The organism is Undibacterium sp. FT79W (assembly GCF_014284215.1).
GTDB classification, from domain to species: domain Bacteria; phylum Pseudomonadota; class Gammaproteobacteria; order Burkholderiales; family Burkholderiaceae_D; genus Undibacterium; species Undibacterium aquatile.
In genome coordinates this window covers 52,836-71,693 of the sequence record NZ_JACOGB010000011.1, presented here as the reverse complement: position 1 = coordinate 71,693, position 18,858 = coordinate 52,836, and the positions used below count along the sequence as shown (strand labels likewise).

20 protein-coding genes are annotated in these 18,858 nt (G+C 51.1%); 15 read left to right on the top strand and 5 right to left on the bottom strand.

Annotation, left to right across the window (positions count from 1 at the left end; genetic code table 11):
• From H8K38_RS17500 to rpsL, 4 genes are all read right to left on the bottom strand, one after another.
• Window positions 1-124: GTP-binding protein (locus tag H8K38_RS17500; protein ID WP_229827326.1), on the bottom strand; the 124-nt coding region annotated here is incomplete at its 3' end.
• A 78-nt stretch (window positions 125-202) separates the two neighbouring features.
• Complete coding sequence (gene fusA / locus H8K38_RS17495) at window positions 203-2,308, bottom strand: elongation factor G (RefSeq protein ID WP_186886133.1); 2,106 nt, start codon at window positions 2,306-2,308, stop codon at window positions 203-205.
• A gap of 128 nt (window positions 2,309-2,436) precedes the next feature.
• The gene (gene rpsG, locus H8K38_RS17490) at window positions 2,437-2,907 is read right to left on the bottom strand and encodes a 30S ribosomal protein S7 (RefSeq protein ID WP_162039546.1); all 471 of its coding nucleotides are present in this window, start codon (window positions 2,905-2,907) and stop codon (window positions 2,437-2,439) included.
• 144 nt (window positions 2,908-3,051) lie between these two features.
• A complete protein-coding gene (gene rpsL, locus H8K38_RS17485; RefSeq protein WP_186886132.1) occupies window positions 3,052-3,435 on the bottom strand; it encodes a 30S ribosomal protein S12 in 384 nt (127 codons plus the stop codon).
• A gap of 503 nt (window positions 3,436-3,938) precedes the next feature.
• On the opposite strand from rpsL, the gene H8K38_RS17480 reads away from it, so the two are divergent.
• The 12 genes from H8K38_RS17480 (at window position 3,939) to H8K38_RS17425 (ending at window position 15,161) form a co-directional block, all read left to right on the top strand.
• Complete coding sequence (locus tag H8K38_RS17480; protein ID WP_186886131.1) at window positions 3,939-5,810, top strand: phosphoethanolamine transferase; 1,872 nt, start codon at window positions 3,939-3,941, stop codon at window positions 5,808-5,810.
• Between the two features lie 325 nt (window positions 5,811-6,135).
• The gene (locus H8K38_RS17475; protein WP_186886130.1) at window positions 6,136-7,260 is read left to right on the top strand and encodes an ABC transporter permease; all 1,125 of its coding nucleotides are present in this window, start codon (window positions 6,136-6,138) and stop codon (window positions 7,258-7,260) included.
• On the top strand, window positions 7,260-8,042 hold the full coding sequence (locus H8K38_RS17470; RefSeq protein ID WP_186886129.1) for an ABC transporter ATP-binding protein: 783 nt from the start codon (window positions 7,260-7,262) through the stop codon (window positions 8,040-8,042). Before H8K38_RS17475 ends, H8K38_RS17470 begins: the two co-directional genes overlap by 1 nt.
• A gap of 7 nt (window positions 8,043-8,049) precedes the next feature.
• Window positions 8,050-8,988: an MlaD family protein gene (locus H8K38_RS17465; RefSeq protein ID WP_186886128.1), complete on the top strand. Its 939-nt coding sequence runs from the start codon at window positions 8,050-8,052 to the stop codon at window positions 8,986-8,988.
• Window positions 8,989-9,018: 30 nt separating this feature from the next.
• Complete coding sequence (locus H8K38_RS17460; RefSeq protein WP_186886127.1) at window positions 9,019-9,633, top strand: ABC-type transport auxiliary lipoprotein family protein; 615 nt, start codon at window positions 9,019-9,021, stop codon at window positions 9,631-9,633.
• A gap of 8 nt (window positions 9,634-9,641) precedes the next feature.
• Entirely contained in the window at window positions 9,642-10,838 is a 1,197-nt protein-coding gene (locus H8K38_RS17455) for a VanZ family protein (RefSeq protein WP_186886126.1), read from the top strand.
• A 98-nt stretch (window positions 10,839-10,936) separates the two neighbouring features.
• A complete protein-coding gene (locus tag H8K38_RS17450; RefSeq protein ID WP_186886125.1) occupies window positions 10,937-11,263 on the top strand; it encodes a ferredoxin in 327 nt (108 codons plus the stop codon).
• A 9-nt stretch (window positions 11,264-11,272) separates the two neighbouring features.
• On the top strand, window positions 11,273-11,920 hold the full coding sequence (locus tag H8K38_RS17445; RefSeq protein WP_186886124.1) for an alpha/beta hydrolase: 648 nt from the start codon (window positions 11,273-11,275) through the stop codon (window positions 11,918-11,920).
• A gap of 57 nt (window positions 11,921-11,977) precedes the next feature.
• Window positions 11,978-13,126 (top strand): D-alanyl-D-alanine carboxypeptidase family protein, encoded by a 1,149-nt coding sequence (locus tag H8K38_RS17440; RefSeq protein WP_186886123.1) that lies wholly within the window; start codon window positions 11,978-11,980, stop codon window positions 13,124-13,126.
• 218 nt (window positions 13,127-13,344) lie between these two features.
• Window positions 13,345-14,190: a D-amino acid aminotransferase gene (locus tag H8K38_RS17435; RefSeq protein ID WP_186886122.1), complete on the top strand. Its 846-nt coding sequence runs from the start codon at window positions 13,345-13,347 to the stop codon at window positions 14,188-14,190.
• 82 nt (window positions 14,191-14,272) lie between these two features.
• Complete coding sequence (locus tag H8K38_RS17430; RefSeq protein WP_186886139.1) at window positions 14,273-14,548, top strand: DUF493 family protein; 276 nt, start codon at window positions 14,273-14,275, stop codon at window positions 14,546-14,548.
• A 205-nt stretch (window positions 14,549-14,753) separates the two neighbouring features.
• Window positions 14,754-15,161, top strand: coding sequence for a hypothetical protein (locus H8K38_RS17425; protein ID WP_186886121.1), 408 nt, complete (start codon window positions 14,754-14,756; stop codon window positions 15,159-15,161).
• 125 nt (window positions 15,162-15,286) lie between these two features.
• On the opposite strand, the gene gcvA is transcribed toward H8K38_RS17425, so the two are convergent.
• Window positions 15,287-16,177 (bottom strand): transcriptional regulator GcvA, encoded by an 891-nt coding sequence (gcvA, locus tag H8K38_RS17420; RefSeq protein WP_186886120.1) that lies wholly within the window; start codon window positions 16,175-16,177, stop codon window positions 15,287-15,289.
• Between the two features lie 188 nt (window positions 16,178-16,365).
• On the opposite strand from gcvA, the gene H8K38_RS17415 reads away from it, so the two are divergent.
• The 3 genes from H8K38_RS17415 (at window position 16,366) to lipA (ending at window position 18,581) form a co-directional block, all read left to right on the top strand.
• On the top strand, window positions 16,366-16,689 hold the full coding sequence (locus tag H8K38_RS17415) for a DUF2917 domain-containing protein (protein WP_186886119.1): 324 nt from the start codon (window positions 16,366-16,368) through the stop codon (window positions 16,687-16,689).
• A gap of 192 nt (window positions 16,690-16,881) precedes the next feature.
• The gene (gene lipB / locus H8K38_RS17410) at window positions 16,882-17,550 is read left to right on the top strand and encodes a lipoyl(octanoyl) transferase LipB (RefSeq protein WP_186886118.1); all 669 of its coding nucleotides are present in this window, start codon (window positions 16,882-16,884) and stop codon (window positions 17,548-17,550) included.
• Window positions 17,551-17,582: 32 nt separating this feature from the next.
• A complete protein-coding gene (lipA, locus tag H8K38_RS17405) occupies window positions 17,583-18,581 on the top strand; it encodes a lipoyl synthase (RefSeq protein ID WP_186886117.1) in 999 nt (332 codons plus the stop codon).
• Window positions 18,582-18,858 lie beyond the last annotated feature (277 nt).

The window sequence follows — 18,858 nt, the reverse complement described above, 5'->3', positions numbered from 1 at the left end:
CACCGAATTTTGCAGACAATACTGTTGCAATCGCTGCTGTCAATGTTGTTTTACCGTGATCAACGTGACCAATTGTACCTACGTTGACGTGCGGCTTGGTGCGTTCGAACTTACCTTTTGCCATTTTATTCTTCCTTCAAAAAGAACGATTTATCAATAAGATGCCTGCTCCAGGCAAGGAGCAGGCTTTTCAGATTACAAATTACTTAGCTTTGGATGTCACGATTGCGTCGATAACATTTTTCGGCGCTTCGGAATAATGCTTGAATTCCATAGAGTACGTTGCGCGACCTTGTGTTGCGGAACGCAATGATGTGGAATAACCAAACATTTCAGACAAAGGAACTTCAGCCTTAATGATCTTACCACCACCACCAGCAACTTCATCCATACCTTGAACCATACCACGGCGGGAGGACAAGTCACCCATGACTGTACCAGCGTAGTCTTCAGGTGTTTCGACTTCAACAGCCATCATTGGTTCCAGAATAACTGGGCTTGCTTTACGGCAGCCATCTTTGAATGCCATCGAACCCGCCATACGGAACGCGTTTTCGTTGGAGTCAACGTCATGGTAAGAACCGAAGAACAGAGTTACTTTAACGTCAACCACTGGGTAGCCAGCCAATACACCGGATGTCAGTGTTTCACGAACACCTTTTTCAACCGCAGGGATGTATTCACGTGGAACGGTACCGCCTTTGATCGCGTCAACGAATTCAAAGCCTTTACCTGGTTCTTGCGGTTCAATTTTCAGAACAACGTGACCATACTGACCACGACCACCGGATTGCTTAACGAATTTACCTTCGATTTCTTCGCAAGTTTTACGAATAGTTTCGCGGTATGCAACCTGTGGCTTACCTACTGTCGCTTCAACGTTGAATTCACGCTTCATACGATCAACGATAATATCCAGATGCAACTCACCCATACCGGCAATAATTGTCTGACCTGATTCTTCGTCAGTACGTACGCGGAAAGATGGATCTTCAGCAGCCAGACGGTTCAGCGCCAAGCCCATTTTCTCTTGGTCAGCCTTTGTTTTTGGCTCAACAGCCTGAGAAATAACTGGCTCAGGGAAAACCATGCGTTCCAGAACGACAATCGCTTTATCATCACACAATGTATCACCAGTTGTTGTGTCTTTCAGACCAACAACCGCAGCGATGTCACCGGCAAGCATTTCTTTGATTTCTTCGCGCTGATTCGCATGCATCTGAACAATACGTCCGATACGTTCTTTTTTACCTTTGACAGAGTTATAAACTGTGTCGCCAGAATTCAAAGTACCGGAGTAGCAGCGGATAAAGCACAATTGACCAACGAATGGATCAGTTGCGATTTTGAACGCCAAAGCAGAGAATTTTTCATCATCTTTTGCCTGACGAACCACTGGCTCTTCATCTTCGTTTGTACCTGGTACCGGTGGAATATCCACTGGAGATGGCAGGAATTCAACAACCGCATCCAACATCGCCTGCACGCCTTTGTTTTTAAAGGCAGTACCGCACATCATCGGAACGATTTCACTCGCGATAGTACGCTGACGAATCGCCGCTTTGATTTCAGCTTCAGACAAATCACCTTCTTCAAGGTATTTGTTCATCAATTCTTCAGAGGCTTCAGCTGCTGCTTCCACCATGTTTTCGCGCCATTTCTTAGCATCAGCCAACAAATTCGCAGGGATCTCGCCGTATTCAAACTTCATACCTTGGGATGCTGTATCCCAGATAATCGCTTTCATTTTGACCAGATCGATAACGCCTTCGAACAAGTCCTCAGCACCGATAGGCACTTGCATAGGAATTGGGTTTGCCTTCAGGCGTGTGCGCATTTGCTCATACACTTTGAAGAAGTTCGCGCCAGTACGGTCCATCTTGTTGACGAATGCCAGACGAGGAACTTTGTACTTATTAGCCTGACGCCATACAGTTTCAGACTGAGGCTGAACGCCGCCTACCGCACAGTAAACCATGCAGGCGCCATCGAGAACACGCATAGAACGCTCAACTTCAATAGTGAAGTCAACGTGACCTGGTGTATCGATAATATTGATATGGTGCGGAGCGAAATTGTTCGCCATACCGCTCCAGAAGCAAGTTGTCGCTGCGGAAGTAATAGTAATACCGCGCTCTTGCTCTTGTTCCATCCAGTCCATGGTAGCAGCGCCATCATGTACTTCACCGATTTTGTGGTTGACACCGGTGTAGAACAGAACACGTTCTGTCGTCGTCGTTTTACCTGCATCAATGTGAGCCGAGATACCGATATTGCGGTAGCGCTCAATGGGGGTCTTACGGGCCATAGATAATCCTAAATCTTTTAATGGACAAAACCGAGCGCAATTTTTTGTGAAAATCGCGCCCGGCCTGATTCAAAATACTTGCCAGAACCATTGCATAATCATCATACAAAGGCTCCTTACTCTTACTCTTAGAAGCGGAAGTGAGAGAAGGCCTTGTTGGCTTCAGCCATACGATGAACTTCGTCACGCTTCTTCATTGCACCGCCGCGGCCTTCTGCGGCTTCTAACAACTCACCACCCAAACGTTGTGGCATGGACTTTTCACTACGCTTGTTTGCAGCTTCACGCAACCAACGCATAGACAAAGCCAGACGACGAACTGGACGCACTTCAACAGGCACCTGATAGTTCGCGCCACCAACACGGCGGGATTTTACTTCAACCAGTGGCTTGGCGTTGTTAATTGCCAATGCAAACACTTCCAGAGGATCTTTACCAGATTTTTGCTGGATGTGATCAAACGCACCGTAGATGATGCCTTCAGCAACAGACTTCTTGCCAGACAACATCAATACGTTAACAAATTTTGCTACTTCAACATTACCAAATTTTGGATCTGGCAATACGTCCCGTTTCGGGACCTCACGACGACGTGGCATTTCAATTCCTTTCAATCTTCAGTTGAGCATCGGGCAACAATTCACCTGACACTCGCGACAGGCCATCATAACCAGTCACTTACTCGGCTCATTCCGAACCGACACTGATCCGTAATACTTTACGGAGATTAAATTACGAGATAATTACTTCTTCACTGCCTTAGCGCGCTTAGAACCATATTTGGAACGAGCTTGCTTACGGTCTTTAACGCCTTGTGTATCCAAAGCACCGCGAACCATATGGTAACGAACACCTGGCAAATCCTTTACACGACCACCGCGCAGCAGGACTACGCTATGTTCTTGCAAGTTATGGCCTTCACCGCCAATGTACGAAATAACTTCGAAACCATTAGTCAGGCGAACTTTGGCAACTTTACGCAAAGCCGAGTTAGGCTTTTTTGGAGTTGTAGTATAAACGCGGGTGCAAACGCCACGTTTCTGCGGGCTGTTTTCCAGCGCCGGCGATTTGCTCTTAACCACTGCAGAAACACGTGGTTGGCGAATCAGTTGATTGATGGTTGGCATCGTTTTTAATCCAACAAAATACAACGTTAAACACAAACCCGGAAACGGTTGCCCGGGAACTAAAAATCATTTTTTTACGTCCGAATTATTCAGACGAGCCCAATATCTGCCTGCTTTTTAAGCATATTTTTTCGCAAAAAACAGCTAGAAACATGTTGAAAACTGCAAACCCAAAATCGAGAACTCGCAATTTTATGTCGCCTGATCCAGCTATGTCAACGTTTTTCGTTGCGAAGCAGACTGCTCCAACTGCTTCAATATGGCAAGTCAGGTAGGAAATTTCCTTGAAAAATCAAGGTTCCCATGCTTTTTATTTAATTTTGTTTAAATTAATGCAGTATGTTGAAGTGATTTCGCTAATGGCCGCCATCAGCAGCGCCCCGTATTTTTGCAAATCATTTATATTGTCGACCTGAACTCTTTTAGTGACCATCCTATGTTGCGGTAAACGGCGACGTATCCGTCACACTGCAACAACCGCAAGCCAGCCTGCCACTATCCTGATGCGCTCTTTATTACGCCCAAGCCCTCTCTTTCTGTTATTAAGTTATCTGCTGCTCTCAGCGATTCCATTTTTTTCGCTGATGCTGGGAAAGCCGGTAGAAAAAGGCTGGCAGCTGCTGGCGATGGAGGTCATCTGCTGGCCAATACTATGGGCGGTGTTCAAGCATCCGCGCTGGTTTCATTTCCTGTTACTGCCGGCAATGCTGGCGATACCCATAGAAATTTATCTGCGCCTGTATTTCGGGCAGAGCATTTCGACTCATCACCTGGGCATACTGCTGGAGACCAGCCCCAAAGAAGCGATTGAATTTCTGGGGCAAAAAATCTGGCTACTGCTGTTTCTGACGTTGATGATTACAGCGTGGTGGTGGAGCCTGCTGAAAATTGCGCTGAACACGCCGGCGCTGCACTGGCAACATCCAAGCCGCTGGGCGTTGATCAGTATGGTGGCGATGGGGTTCTGCATCTGGGGTTACGGCGAATATGTTGGCGTCACTGCACCACCAGCCTCAGCCGCAAGTAGCCATAGCGACGACGACAGCGACGATGAGCCCGTTTCGGTCGCCAGTACCAAGCCGATGGGCAAAGTGATTCCACTGGTTTGGCTGGAGCATCAACGACAGAAATTAAGCCACGCCCTTGGCCCGCTACCGTCCTGGGCTCAAATACGTTACGACGAGGATGTCTTCACAAGTACCTGGCCATTCGGCCTCGCGGTGCGCATCGCTGACTTCTGGAGCGAACGTGGATATTTATCGAAGCTGTCTGAAAAAAGCCGCAACTTCCGCTTCAACGCCACCCTCGAAGGCGATCAAAAGTTAGCGCAAACTATCGTCGTAGTGCTTGGAGAATCATCGCGCTACGACCGTTGGAGCCTGAATGGTTACGAACGTGAAACGAATCCCTTGTTATCACTGGAAGACAATCTGGTCAGCTTCAGCGACATGATTACCGCCGTTGCTGCGACCCGCCTGTCGGTACCTGTTATTGTGTCGCGCAAACCGGCGGCACAAAGCCTGAAGGCCGGTTTCTCTGAAAAATCCTTTCTGTCTGCATTTAAAGAAGCGGGATTTAAAACCTTCTGGATATCGAACCAGATGAGCTTTGGTCAGTTCGACACGCCGATCTCAGTGTTCGCGAAAGAAGCCGATGCTACCCAATTTCTGAATCTCGGTGGCTTTACCAATAATTCCAGTTTCGACGACATCCTGCTGGATCCCATGAGCCGCGCGCTGAACGATGCCGCGCCGAAAAAACTGATCGTCTTACATACGCTGGGGAACCACTGGAATTACAGCCATCGCCACCCGAAAGAATACGACCACTGGAAGCCGTCGCTGTTCGGGGTCGATAACCCCGCCTATACCGACCTGAAGAATAAACCGGCACTCAACAACAGCTATGACAATTCAATTTTGTACACTGACTGGATATTGTCGGAAGTCATACAGCGTCTGAAGGCCAGCCAGCAAGTCACCTCGATGATGTATATCTCCGATCATGGGCAAACCTTGTATGACGGCAGTTGCGGTCTGGCGTTTCACGGCCACAATACGCAATATGAGTTTCACATCCCGGCCTTCATCTGGTATTCGGATGACTATCAGCAATTGTTCCCGGAAAAAATTCGGCAGCTCAAACGCCACCGGAAATTCCGTCTGTCAACAGAAAACGTGTTTCACACCTTGCTCGACATGGGCAATATCCGCTATCCCGACGAAAGGCTGAACTGGAGCATCCTCAGCCCGCAACTGGTCGCGCATACACGCTATGTCGATAGTTACGGCTGGTCTGATTACGATAATGCGACGCTGAAGGGAGATTGCCGCGAGGTGATCGATAAAAAAGCACCGGTACGGCAAGAGAAATAAGCGTTATACCAAGTGACAACACCGATGCAGCATCCTGCCGTTATTTGCCTGCGAGCGCTTGTTGAGCACTAAATATACTGGGTGGAGTATATTTAAAAGCCCAATGTTTATGCTGAGAATAGCGTAATTTTTGAATATACTCCCCCTTAAAGCTCATTTTCACATCAGAATAAAACCAGTTTTGTCTGCAAAGCATCTGACTTACGTAATCGCTAGCGGTCGAGCTCAGACGCCGATGGCGTATTTCTTTTAATGAAGATCAACATCAGTCAATGTATGCTTTGCTTCATTGCAGCAAAACAGTTATCTCGTTTACACTGACGACATGCCCTCAGTTAGCCCTCCCACCCTGACCGTCAATCATGCAGATCAGACCACGATTAGCGTCGCTGGCGCGTGGCTGGTGCACGCATTATCCGAAGGTCACCGCTTGCATGATTTGCAGACGGAGCTGACCAACCAGGGAAAGCGCGACGATATTCACTGGGATTTAAGCCAGATCAGTGCGCTCGATCATGTCGGTGCGCAGATATTGTGGCGCGCCTGGGGCAAGAAAAAACCACAACATCTGTTACTGCAGCCGGTACATGAAGGTCTGTTTCAGCGTGTCGCAGAAGCCAGTCAGGTCAATCTGGTCAGCGCAAAACGTCCGCTCTTTTACGGCATCATGCAGTTGGGCGAGATCGTGCTCGGCTTCTTTGAGCACTTGTACGGCTTCAGCATGTTGCTCGGTCAACTGATGATCGATCTGGCCGGTTTTATACGCCACCCGCTGCGAGGCCCGTGGAAAGAATTATCAGCCAACCTGTATCGCATGGGTGCGCAGGCGCTGGGCATTACCGCACTGGTCGGCATCCTGATAGGGATCGTGCTTTCTTATCTGTCGGCACAACAATTACTGACGTTCGGCGGCGATTTATTTATCGTCAATATTCTCGGCATGAGCATCATCCGCGAACTCGGCCCGTTGCTGGCGGCGATTCTGGTTGCGGGTCGTTCAGGCTCGGCCATCACGGCGCAGCTCGGCGTCATGCGGGTCACCGAAGAGCTCGATGCAATGCTGGTGATGGGCATACCGCATGGTTCCCGCCTGATCCTGCCTAAGGTGCTGGCACTGGCGATCGCCATGCCGCTGCTGGTGATCTGGACCGATGTGATGGCACTCATAGGCGGAATGATTTCAGCGCAAGCGCTACTCGGTATGAGCCCGGAATTTTTTGTCTATAAATTGCCGGATGCGGTGCCCCTGCTGAATTACTGGATAGGCCTGGGTAAAGGTGTTGCCTTCGGTATCCTGATTGCGCTGATTGCCTGCCATTATGGTTTGCGCATCAAACCGAATACGGAAAGTCTGGGGCACGGCACCACCAATTCCGTGGTGATTGCAATTACCGTCGTGATCATTGCCGATGCAATTTTTGCGATTATTTTCAGCAAAGTGGGCTATTGATGACGACCGATAACGTGATCGAAATTCAGGGCTTACGCACGCAGTTCGGGCGTGCCGTCGTCCACGATAATCTGGAATTATCGGTCAGGCGCGGTGAGATTCTGTCTATCGTCGGTGGTTCCGGTACCGGTAAAACCGTGCTCGTGCGCCAGATGCTGGGGCTGGAAACGCCACGTCGCGGCAGCATCAAAGTCTTCGGTGAAGACTTGCAGGTGTCCGACAGTCGTCATCTTGATTATCTGCGCAAACGTTCGGGCATGTTGTTTCAGCATGGCGCTTTGTATTCGGCGCTGAGCGTGTTCGACAATATCGCCCAGCCGATGCGCGAACTCAGAAAATTGCCGGAATCGCTGATCACCGATTTGGTGTATCTGAAATTGCAGATGGTGAATATCGCCTTTGAACATGCACCGAAAATGCCGGCAGATTTATCCGGCGGCATGATCAAACGGATCGCCCTGGCGCGCGCTTTAGCACTCGACCCTGAATTATTGTTCCTTGACGAGCCGACCGCTGGACTTGATCCGGATCGTTCCGACAGTTTCGTCGAACTGATACAGTCACTGCACCGGCAACTCTGCCTGACAGTCATCATGGTCACGCATGATCTCGACAGCCTGTTTGCACTGTCGAATCGTATTGCGGTGCTGGCTGAAAAAAAAGTCATCGTCGTCGGCACACCGCAAGAAGTCGTACGCTTCCAACATCCGTTCATCAGCAGCTTCTTCCTCGGTGGTCGCGGCAAACGCGCCATGGAAGTGCTGACACCCGCTACACCATAGGAAAGCCATGGAAAACCGATCGCACGCCTTAATCGCTGGATTCTTCACCATCGCCTTATTGATACTCGCTATTTTTATCGCGATCTGGCTGGGGCGCGACAAAATTCAGCGCACGCCGTATGAGATCGTGACCAAATCAGCGGTCTCCGGCCTCAACCTGCAAGCGGCTGTCCGCTACAAAGGGATTAAAGTCGGCAATGTTACCGACATCGATTTTGATGATAAAAATCCGGGACAACTGATACTGCGTCTGGAAGTGATTCCGGATACGCCCGTCACCAACGCCACCTTCGCCACTCTCGCCTATCAGGGTGTGACGGGCATTGCATTTGTGCAGCTCGATGAAGACAAAACAGCGAGCGCTTCTGTCCCTTTAGCGCAGGATGGTACGACGCAACGGATTCCGCTGCGCCCCGGTGTCATGCAAAATCTGGAAGAGCGCGGGCTCGCAATTCTGACGCAAACCGAAGAACTGACCCGCCGTATCAATAGCCTGCTCGATCCGAAAAATCGTCAAACCATGATCAGCGCCGTCGACAACATCAACAAAGCTGCAGAAGCGTGGCAGGCGTTGCCGAACAAACTCAACCCCAGTCTGGATAAATTGCCAGGGCTGATCGATCAGACGCAGAACACATTGAACACCGTCAGTGTGTTATCGAAAGACGCATCGCGCTTCACCAATAATCTGAACCAGCTCAGTACACAATTGCAGGCGGCCGATGGCCCGATCGCCCGCTTTAATCTGGCATTAGACCAACTGAGTAACGGCGTAACGATGGAAACACTGCCTCGCATCCAGAGTCTGACCGGCGAAGCCCGCAGCAGCCTGCGTTCTCTCAACCGCACCACGGAAAATCTGAACGACAGGCCGCAAAGCATCCTGTTTGGCAATCCGCCAGCCGCGCCCGGCCCCGGCGAAGCCGGTTTTGTCGCACACAAATAAATAACAGAGAAGACTACCTGAGGACATCGTATGCAACGACTCTATCGCCTTACTCACTATCGTTTTCTGCCCGTACTGCTGATCTGGTGCAGCCTGCTGAGCGCCTGCAGCAGCACGGCTCCGGCACAACGCCAGCAATACGATTTCGGCCCGTTCAATACGGTCTCGCTGCCGAATACAAAAATGCAAATTGCCCTCGCCGAGATTCAGGTACCGGCCGCGCTCGACAGCAATGCCATGCTGTATCGCCTGCAATACGATAACGCACAGCAGTTGAAGCCGTATGCGCAGGCGCGCTGGAGTATGCCGCCCGCACAGTTAGTCGCGCAAAGAATCAAGCTGGTGCTGAACTCGCGCGGCGCTGTGGTCACCAACACCGCTGATAGCGCGGGAAGTTTGCCGGTCTTACGCCTGGAGCTCGATGAATTTTCCCAGGTATTCACCACGCCAAGCGCCAGCCATGCACACATTTATGCACGCGGCATCGTGCTTAAAGGACGCAACATCATCGGCACGCGGAATTTTCTGTTGCAGATACCAGCTGCCAGCGCTGATGCTGCCAGCGGTGCAAAGGCGATGCAAACAGCGGTCGATACCATGATCAACGACATGCAGAAATGGCTCAATAGCCTGGCTCTGAATTAACTCCCGCCATGAGCGAACACCTGCCGGACAACCACGCTCCGTCACCAGACGCAGGTGCGGACAGTCACTTAGTCAGTCACGTCGTCAGCCACTTACACAGCTCCCCTTTCGCCCGTGTCTGCCTGCTCGCCTATACCGTACTGATTCTGTATGCGAGCTGGTATCCATTTACCGGCTGGCAGGCAAATAATTTATCTGCGCTGCCTGATGTGATCCGGCAATGGCCACGTTACTGGACCAAATTTGATGCTGGTATCAATATTGTTGGCTATATCCCGTTTGGCACCCTGATCGTCTTTGCGCTGTACCCGCTGGTCAATCGCTGGTGGGCGGCGCTGATTGCCTGTTTTGGCGGCGCGCTGATCTCTGCGGTGGCCGAACTGGTGCAATATTTTCTGCCGAGCCGCGTCACTTCGCTGCTGGATTTTCTGACCAACACCAGCGGCGCGGTAATGGGGGCGATCTTAGGTGCGCTATTGACGCCGCTGATACTGGAAAAAGGACGTCTGCAATTATTGCGCAAACAATGGACGTATCAGGATTCGAGCTGGGAAATCGTCTTGCTGTGTTTATGGCCGATGGCGCAACTGTATCCACAGGCCTATCTGTTCGGGCTGGGGCAACTGCTGCCGATATTGTCGCAACACCTGAGCGACTTGTTCGACATGGATATCGACATCGGCGCGTTTGTTCTGCAAGGCATGGAATTCAGTGCAGATGAATATCTGCTGGCGGAAACCTTCATCACCGCCAGCGGTTGTACCGGTGCCATCCTGATCTGTCTGAGTTTATTTAATCGCCATGCACCAAAATTCCCGCTTGGCATGCTGTTGCTGAGTATGACCCTGATCGCCAAAACACTCGCCAGCGCTTTGCTGTTCAAGCCCGAATATGCGTATGCCTGGCTGACGCCCGGCGCGATCGGCGGCTTGCTCATCAGCGCCATCATGTTGTACGGTTTTTCATTTGCGCCTGTGCGGGCGCAAAAGCGACTGGCATTTTTGCTGCTGCTGATTTCGCTCGTGGTGCTGAATCTGTTACCGGACAATCCCTACTTCGCCGCGACGATGCAAACCTGGGTGCAGGGAAAATTTTTGAACTTTAACGGTGCTGCGCAGTTCTTATCACTGTGCTGGCCTTGGATGGCATTGTGGACTTTGTTACGAAAGCCCAAACCGGCAGCTGCGCAAGTTGCAGTATCATAGCGGCTTGACGGCACAGCCGTTCGCCCTTCGCCTGACCGCTATCACCGGATAGCCATCCGGAGTCAGATTAACTGCCTGAAGCTAAAGAATTGCTCATCATGTCTGAACCTCTCTATTTTCAAAAACATGTGTTTTTCTGCATGAATCAACGCGACGATGGTCGCCCCTGCTGCACCGATCACGGCGCACAAGCCGCACAGGAACACGCCAAACGGCGCATCAAGCAAATGGATATGAATGGTCAAGGCAAAATCCGCATTAATAAAGCGGGTTGCCTCGATCGCTGCGACGAAGGGCCGGTGATGGTAGTCTACCCGCAAGGCACCTGGTACACCTTCGTTGATCAGTCGGATATCGATGAAATCATCGACGTTGATCTGGTCGGCGGCGGCATCGTCAAACGCCTGCAATTACCGAACACCTGATTTTTACGCATGAACGCACAAACTGAACATTTTCTGGTGCCCGGCGCCGTCGGTCCTTTGCAATGCGCGCTCGATTTACCTGATCCTGAAATTTTCGCCGCGCCTGTCGGTCTGGCACTGGTCGCGCATCCGCATCCGCTGTACGGCGGCACGATGGATAACAAAGTCGCGCAAACACTGGCACGCACCTTCACGGGCCTGGGCTATGCCGCCGTGCGTATGAATTTCCGTGGCGTCGGCCAGTCTGCCGGAACACATGATGCAGGCATCGGCGAAACCGACGACATGGCATTGTTGCTGGCCCACATGCGTACACGTTATCCCACGTTGCCATTAGCGCTGGCGGGATTTTCTTTCGGCACCTTCGTGCAGGCTTGCCTGCAACAAAGGCTGATACAGGCAGGCACGCCGGCCGAACGTCTGGTGTTAGTCGGTGCCGCCGCCGGTAAATGGGCAATGCCTGAGATTCCGTCGAACACCATACTGATCCACGGCGAACAGGACGACACGATACCGCTGTCCGCCGTACTCGATTGGCTGCGCCCGCAAGATATTCCGGTCACCGTGATTCCCGGTGCCGATCATTTTTTCCATCGTCGCCTGCACCATATCAAACAGCTGGTCACCAGCATGTGGGATAAACCTGCTGAGCGTTGAAGCCTTTTGCTTTTATCCCCTTTTGCTTTTATTTTTTGTTTTTTAAAGTCTCATCCAATGAAAAAATTCCTTGCCACTATTGCCGCCTCACTGCTGACGATGTCAGTGGCGATGGCACAAACTCTGCCAGCACCGACAGTTGCTGCAAAATCCTGGATACTGGTGGATGCCACCAGCAATCAGGTGATCGCCGCCCAAGACCCGGATCTGCGCATAGAACCAGCGTCACTGACGAAAATCATGACAGCCTACATGGTCTTTTCTGCGCTCAAAGAGAAAAAGCTGGATCTGAATCAGAGCGTGAATGTCTCTACCCGCGCCTGGAAAGTCGATGCCAGCAGCTCGAAGATGTTCATCGAGCCAAACAAGCCTGTCACCATCAATGAATTGCTGTATGGTCTGATCGTGCAATCCGGTAACGATGCTGCCGTCGCGCTAGCTGAGGCCGTCGCAGGCAGCGAAGAAGCCTTCGTCGTGCAGATGAACCGCGAAGCAGAACGCATAGGCATGAAATCCAGCCACTTCGCTAATCCGCATGGTTTGCCCAGCCCGGAAAACTATGCGACCGCACGTGATCTTTCCACGGTAGCAGCACGTCTGATTAGTGATTACCCAGAATATTACAAAACCTATTACAGCACCAAGAGCTACACCTATAACAAAATCACCCAGCCTAACCGCAACCGTTTATTGTGGCTGGACCCAACGGTCGATGGCATGAAAACCGGCCATACCGAAGCGGCTGGCTATTGCCTGGTCTCTTCGGCGAATCGTCCGAATGGCACGGGTCAGCGCCGCCTGATTTCCGTTGTCACCGGCACCGCCAGCGACCAGGTACGGGCACAGGAAAGCCTGAAATTGCTGAACTGGGGCTTCCTGAATTTCGATACGGTCAAACTGTATGCCAAAGGCCAGGCCATCGACACCCCGGTGATCTGGAAAGGTTCGCAGGCACAGATCAAGATCGGTTTCGACCGCGACCTGTACGTGACGCTGCCAAAAGGCTCGGCAGCCAAACTGAAACCGGCGCTGGAACGCAAAGATCCGCTGGTGGCACCGATTGCCCAGAACAGCAAGGTCGGCACCGTGAAAATGATGCTCGATGGCAAAGCGATTGCCGAATTCCCGGTACTCGCTTTAGAAAAAGTCGATCAGGCCAGCATCTTTGGCCGCGCGTGGGATTCGATTCGCCTGATGTTCAAATAAGTCAGAAGACACGCATGCCAGCGTAACGCGTCATGCCCACAAAACGCCACGCTCGCCGCACGGTTTGCGTGGCTTTTTTACGTCTTCGCCAAGGCTGATTTCAAGCAAATACAGCACCAGACAAATAACCCGCAGGCATCCTTGTATGCGATATTTGCATAATCTGGCAGCATTATTTGTGTGAGAATAAGTTCTTTCTTCTCACTGGCACTGACATCATGAATGATCCTCTGGTTTATCTGAACGGCGCAATGACGCCCCTCTCCGAAGCTAAAATTTCCGTGCTGGATCGCGGGTTTATTTTTGGCGATGGTATTTACGAAGTCATTCCCGTCTATGGTCGCAAGATGTTCCGCGCGGACCAGCATCTGGCACGCCTGTTCCGCAGCCTCGACGCGATCGGCATCAACAATCCGCATAGCAAGGAAGAATGGCTGGCACTGATCGCCAAGGTCATGGATGCGCATGAAGCCGATGATCAGATGGCCTATCTGCAAATCACGCGCGGTGTTGCCAAACGTGCCCACGCTTACCCAAAAGATGTGACACCAACCGTGTTCATCATGACCAATCCTATCGTGATGCCATCCGCCGAAGCGCGTGAACATGGCGTCGCCTGCGTCTCTATGGAAGACCTGCGCTGGCTGCACTGCGAAATCAAATCGATTTCTTTACTTGGCAACGTCTTTGCTGCTCAAAATGCGGCTGAAAACGGCGTCACGGAAACTATACAATTCCGCAACGGCTATCTGACCGAAGCCTCGTCATCGAATGTCTGGATCGTGAAAGACGGCGTGCTGATGGGCCCGCCGAAAGACAATCAGATTCTGGAAGGCATACGTTATGCGCTGATCGAAGAAATCTGTGCCGCCAACCATATCCCGTTCAAAGCCTGCCGCATCACCCGTGACGAAGTATTTGCAGCAGATGAAGTCATGTTGTCGTCCGCGACTAAAGAAGTGCTTGCCGTCGTCAAACTTGACGATCAGACTATTGGAAATGGCCTGCCAGGCCCCATCTACAAGCAACTGTATGCCGCATATCAATTAGCCAAAGCGGCGTAAGCGCAGCGTATTTCCATTTCTTCATGAACTCAGGAATGCAAAGCGCCGTCCGGCAAGATGAAGAAATGGAATTATCATGGAAATGAAACCTATCCCGCCAGAAGAGAGCCTGATCGAATATCCGAGTGATTTTCCGATCAAGATCATGGGTGCAATGCACGACGCCTTTGCGCAAACCATCGTGGAAGTTGTGACACTGCACGACCCGACGTTTCACGCCGGGAAAATGGATATGCGCCCTTCCAGCAAAGGCACCTATCTGTCATTAACGGTCACGGTCTGGGCCACCAGCCGTGAACAACTCGACAATCTGTACCGCGAGTTGTCTGGCCATCCTATGGTCAAAGTCGTGCTGTAAGCAATATTTAGTACTAAATATACTCCCCCCAGTATATTTTAAAGCCCTTTATTTCTGCGGACATAAAGGGCATTTTTATTAAAAAGAGGGGGAGTATGTAGCAGTAATTCAATACGGCACTCATCGAACGAAAGTCTCTTGCCAGGTAACATTGCGTGAAGCATACTGGCGTAGAAGTTATCACTTAACCAAGATGGAGCCGGGTATGTGGATATTACCGTTATTAATAATCATTATTCCAGTTGTCGTGTTGTCATTAAAAATTGGCGCAAAACAAGGCTGGCGCTGGCGTATTTTTGGAGCAGTGGCAGGCTTGACGATCGTACCAATCAGCTATGGAATGAATATAGCCGCGTATTACGTTCCGTTCACATATGGCGGCAAACTACTCGCAATTACCGGTTTCCTGTTATTTTATTTGCATGGAACACCTGGCTACCAGTTAGGAATATGGCTTGGAATCTTTAGAGGTAACGAAGTGATCAGTTCTGGCGCACCGCTTTACTACTCGTTGCTATTGAGTACCATTTTCTGGATCGTGACTTACGGAGGCTTTGGTTACTTCTTAGACGTGAAACAATCGAAAAATAAATCAACGATGATTTCTGTGTAAGATAAAAAATCTCGTCACAGATCAAAAATAAGCATCTCTATACTCCCCCCAGTATATTTTAAAGCCCTTTATTTCTGCGAACATAAAGGGCTTTTTCATTAAAATAAGGGGGAGTATGCAAGAAATCAGGTTCTGGCCGAGCGCACTTCTGCCAGCAACCACTCCCTGAATGCCCTGACCTGTGGCTTATCCATAGAACTCGCCGGATACACGAGGTAATACGAGACCGGGCAAGGAATACTGATGTCAAACAAGCGTCGCAGCAGGCCGGATTGAATATCGGATTCAACGATCGCATGCCTGCCGAGCGCGATTCCCTGACCATCGACCGCCGCTCTGGCGAGCATGGAAGAATCCTGAAAAATCAGGCCGCCACTGGGTTCATCCGCGTCCAGCCCGGCAGCCCGGAACCACGGTAACCAGGGCTCTTCGTCACAACGCAACAAATGCGCGCCCACCAGCTCGGCTGGCGTCTGCGGCACTTTATCAGCCTGATAAGTGGGACTGATGACAGGATAATATTCGTCGCCCATCAGCAATTCGCTGACGAGTCCCGGATAATGTCCGAGGCCAAAACGTATCGCAATATCCACCTGCTCGCGGGTGAAATCGACCAGCGATGAACTCGATTGCAGGCTGACTTCCAGGTCGGGGTGGTGTTCGATGAAACGCCCCAGACGCGGCGACAACCAGCGGGCAGCGAATGAAGGCAGCGATGTGATGCCCAAGCGTTTTTGCTTGTTGCGATCCCGCAGCAGATCCGCCGCATCCGCCAGCTCTTGCAAGGAACGCCGGATCGCGCTGGCAAAACGCTCACCATCCGGCGTAATGCGAATGCGCTTGCCATTTCTGACGAATAACTCCACGCCGAGCTCTTCTTCCAGCGCCCTGACCTGATGACTGATCGCGCCGTGGGTCAGATGAATTTCGTCAGCAGCACGCGAGAAATTTTCATGACGGGAAGCTGCTTCAAACGCACGCAAAGCAGCAAGATTCGGCAGACGGCGGAAATCCATTTGGCTTATATCTCCTATTTCGATAACGCATATTACTGTGAATTTAATTAGCAAGGAAAGACAAAATTACTCGTTTTACATCTTACTTTCCAACGACTACAATTCTGACATCGTAATGCAGGATTGGTCTTTTCAGAGATAAATTGCTGCATATTTAACTTTATGCAGATATCGCAAGGAGTCTGGAAATGACAATTAATTTCGCAAAACCATCATTCACTATCACCGCGGGCGACACCGTTTCAGGCCAAAGTGAACAAGCGCAAACATTCACCGTTACAGCTGGTCGTGTCTGGCTGACGATTGCCGGTGAAGACGAAGATTTCTGGCTGAGCGCTGGCGAATCCGTAACGGTACCTGCTCACCGTCTGGTAGTGATTGAAGCCGATCAGCAAAATAGCAGCATCGCATCCGTGGCAGCAACCCAGCCACAACATGCGTCAGCAAAAAATGCAGGATTCCCGTTCCAATGGCAAAAACTGACGCAAAAAATCAGCCACGTTTTTGCCTGATCAACGTAGCCAGTGTTTCAGCATAAAGATCACCGGGATATCCGCGTGATCTTTATTTTTTTGGGAACGCATTAACTTGTCGAAACGCGCTCACTGAGACTCCTCGGCAAGCGGCGCCACGCAATACATGCCGCACTTGCTGGCGGCGCTAAAAGCAGAATTCGTCCCGCAGCGATGTTACACTAGCGTTCTATGCAAGCAGCTCTGTCTAATTCCATCTCCCCTCGCGTCATCCATCGCGGCGTTGAATCTTATCAGCTCACTTTTGATGCGATGCGTGCGTTCACCGATGCGCGCGATGCGCAGACGCCGGATGAGTTCTGGATCGTTGAACATCCTCCTGTATTCACACTCGGGCTCGGCGCAGATCAGTCGCATGTATTGGCGGCGCATGATATTCCGGTTGTGCAGACCGATCGTGGCGGCGAAGTCACTTATCATGGTCCGGGCCAGGTTGTGATTTATCTGATGATGGATCTGCGACGCAGCCACCCGAAAGCGCGCTTGTTTGCGCGTGAATTTGTGCACAAGATAGAACAGGCCGTTATCGATACGCTGGCAGCGTATAATCTCGCCGGCGAACGCAAAGCCGGCGCGCCTGGCATTTATGTCAGCGATGGTCAGTACAAAGGCGCCAAAATCGCCGCGCTGGGACTCAAAGTGCGCGGCAATGGCTGCACTTATCACGGGGTTTCGCTGAATGTGGCTATGGATCTGACACCATTTTCTTGGATCAATCCCTGCGGCTATGCGGGACTGGCAACGGTGGATATGAAAACGCTGGGAGTCAGCGTTCCGCTGGCCGACGTACAGACGACACTCGCACAACATTTGCAGCACCTTTTGACTGTTACTCAATAAACGCTTTCTGATTTTCTGAACCGATCCGTATCATGACAACCGACAACACACCTGCATCCCCCGCCACCACGACTGCTGCTTACGATCCGACTGAAAAACAGAAAGGTGCCAGCAAGACTGCGCGCATTCCTATCAAGATTGTGCCGATGGAACGTTTGCCTAAGCCTGACTGGATACGCGTTAAAGCTGGCTCACCGACAACCCGCTTCTACGAAATCAAAGATATTCTGCGCGCCAGCAAACTGGTCACGGTCTGCGAGGAAGCTTCCTGCCCGAACATCGGCGAATGCTTCGGCAAAGGCACGGCAACCTTCATGATCATGGGCGACAAGTGCACACGCCGTTGCCCGTTCTGCGATGTCGGTCATGGCCGCCCGGACCCGCTCGACGTCAATGAACCGTTGAATCTGGCTAAAACCATTGCCGATCTCAAACTCAGTTATGTTGTCATTACCTCGGTTGATCGTGACGATCTGCGCGACGGCGGCGCTGCTCACTTTGCCGAATGCATTAGTAAGATCCGCGAATTGTCGCCAGCCACGCGCATAGAAATTCTGACGCCGGATTTCCGTGGCCGCATGGATCGTGCACTGGAAATTCTGAACCTGGCACCACCTGACGTGATGAACCACAATCTGGAAACAGCACCACGCCTCTACAAAGAAGCGCGCCCCGGTTCAGATTACGAATATTCACTGAGCTTACTCAAGCGTTTCAAGGAACAACATCCGAACACGCCGACCAAATCCGGCATCATGGTTGGCCTCGGTGAAACCGATGAAGAAGTGCTGCAAGTGATGCGCGATATGCGCGCCCACAATGTCGATATGCTGACCATAGGCCAATATCTGGCACCAAGCGGGCATCATCTGCCGGTGCGCCGTTATGTGCATCCTGACGTCTTCAAAATGTATGAAGAAGAAGCCTACAAAATGGGCTTCGCCCACGCCGCCGTCGGCGCCATGGTGCGTTCCAGCTATCACGCAGACCAGCAAGCGCATGGCGTAGGAACGGATGTGAAAGATCAGTAAGTGGTGAGACAAATCAGATACTGACGAGATAAGTCAATTAACGATTTTGGTGGACTTTTCGAAAAACTGTTTCAATAACAATCACTTGCCATCAATTTTTGCCTTTCCGAAGGATGAAAATTTTTGGCGAATTGACTGGTTCGGTGAAGTCGCTTTCCCCAATCGACTGCTACGCCGAACCCAACCATCGGTGCTGGTGCACCTATCGCGTGTACTGAATACTTCCTTTCAGGAAAATCCCGCTCTACTCCTTGACCCTGATTCCACATTTGCATCG

Bases quoted from the DNA above. Each gene is read 5' to 3' on its own strand.
- H8K38_RS17480 (WP_186886131.1), top strand. From the start codon at position 3,939: ATGCGCTCTTTATTACGCCCAAGCCCTCTCTTTCTGTTATTAAGTTAT.
- fusA (WP_186886133.1), bottom strand. From the start codon at position 2,308: ATGGCCCGTAAGACCCCCATTGAGCGCTACCGCAATATCGGTATCTCG.
- H8K38_RS17430 (WP_186886139.1), top strand. From the start codon at position 14,273: ATGAAACCTATCCCGCCAGAAGAGAGCCTGATCGAATATCCGAGTGAT.
- rpsL (WP_186886132.1), bottom strand. From the start codon at position 3,435: ATGCCAACCATCAATCAACTGATTCGCCAACCACGTGTTTCTGCAGTG.
- H8K38_RS17465 (WP_186886128.1), top strand. From the start codon at position 8,050: ATGGAAAACCGATCGCACGCCTTAATCGCTGGATTCTTCACCATCGCC.
- H8K38_RS17455 (WP_186886126.1), top strand. From the start codon at position 9,642: ATGAGCGAACACCTGCCGGACAACCACGCTCCGTCACCAGACGCAGGT.
- H8K38_RS17435 (WP_186886122.1), top strand. From the start codon at position 13,345: ATGAATGATCCTCTGGTTTATCTGAACGGCGCAATGACGCCCCTCTCC.
- H8K38_RS17475 (WP_186886130.1), top strand. From the start codon at position 6,136: ATGCCCTCAGTTAGCCCTCCCACCCTGACCGTCAATCATGCAGATCAG.
- lipB (WP_186886118.1), top strand. From the start codon at position 16,882: ATGCAAGCAGCTCTGTCTAATTCCATCTCCCCTCGCGTCATCCATCGC.
- H8K38_RS17470 (WP_186886129.1), top strand. From the start codon at position 7,260: ATGACGACCGATAACGTGATCGAAATTCAGGGCTTACGCACGCAGTTC.
- lipA (WP_186886117.1), top strand. From the start codon at position 17,583: ATGACAACCGACAACACACCTGCATCCCCCGCCACCACGACTGCTGCT.
- rpsG (WP_162039546.1), bottom strand. From the start codon at position 2,907: ATGCCACGTCGTCGTGAGGTCCCGAAACGGGACGTATTGCCAGATCCA.
- H8K38_RS17415 (WP_186886119.1), top strand. From the start codon at position 16,366: ATGACAATTAATTTCGCAAAACCATCATTCACTATCACCGCGGGCGAC.
- gcvA (WP_186886120.1), bottom strand. From the start codon at position 16,177: ATGGATTTCCGCCGTCTGCCGAATCTTGCTGCTTTGCGTGCGTTTGAA.
- H8K38_RS17425 (WP_186886121.1), top strand. From the start codon at position 14,754: ATGTGGATATTACCGTTATTAATAATCATTATTCCAGTTGTCGTGTTG.
- H8K38_RS17445 (WP_186886124.1), top strand. From the start codon at position 11,273: ATGAACGCACAAACTGAACATTTTCTGGTGCCCGGCGCCGTCGGTCCT.
- H8K38_RS17450 (WP_186886125.1), top strand. From the start codon at position 10,937: ATGTCTGAACCTCTCTATTTTCAAAAACATGTGTTTTTCTGCATGAAT.
- H8K38_RS17440 (WP_186886123.1), top strand. From the start codon at position 11,978: ATGAAAAAATTCCTTGCCACTATTGCCGCCTCACTGCTGACGATGTCA.
- H8K38_RS17460 (WP_186886127.1), top strand. From the start codon at position 9,019: ATGCAACGACTCTATCGCCTTACTCACTATCGTTTTCTGCCCGTACTG.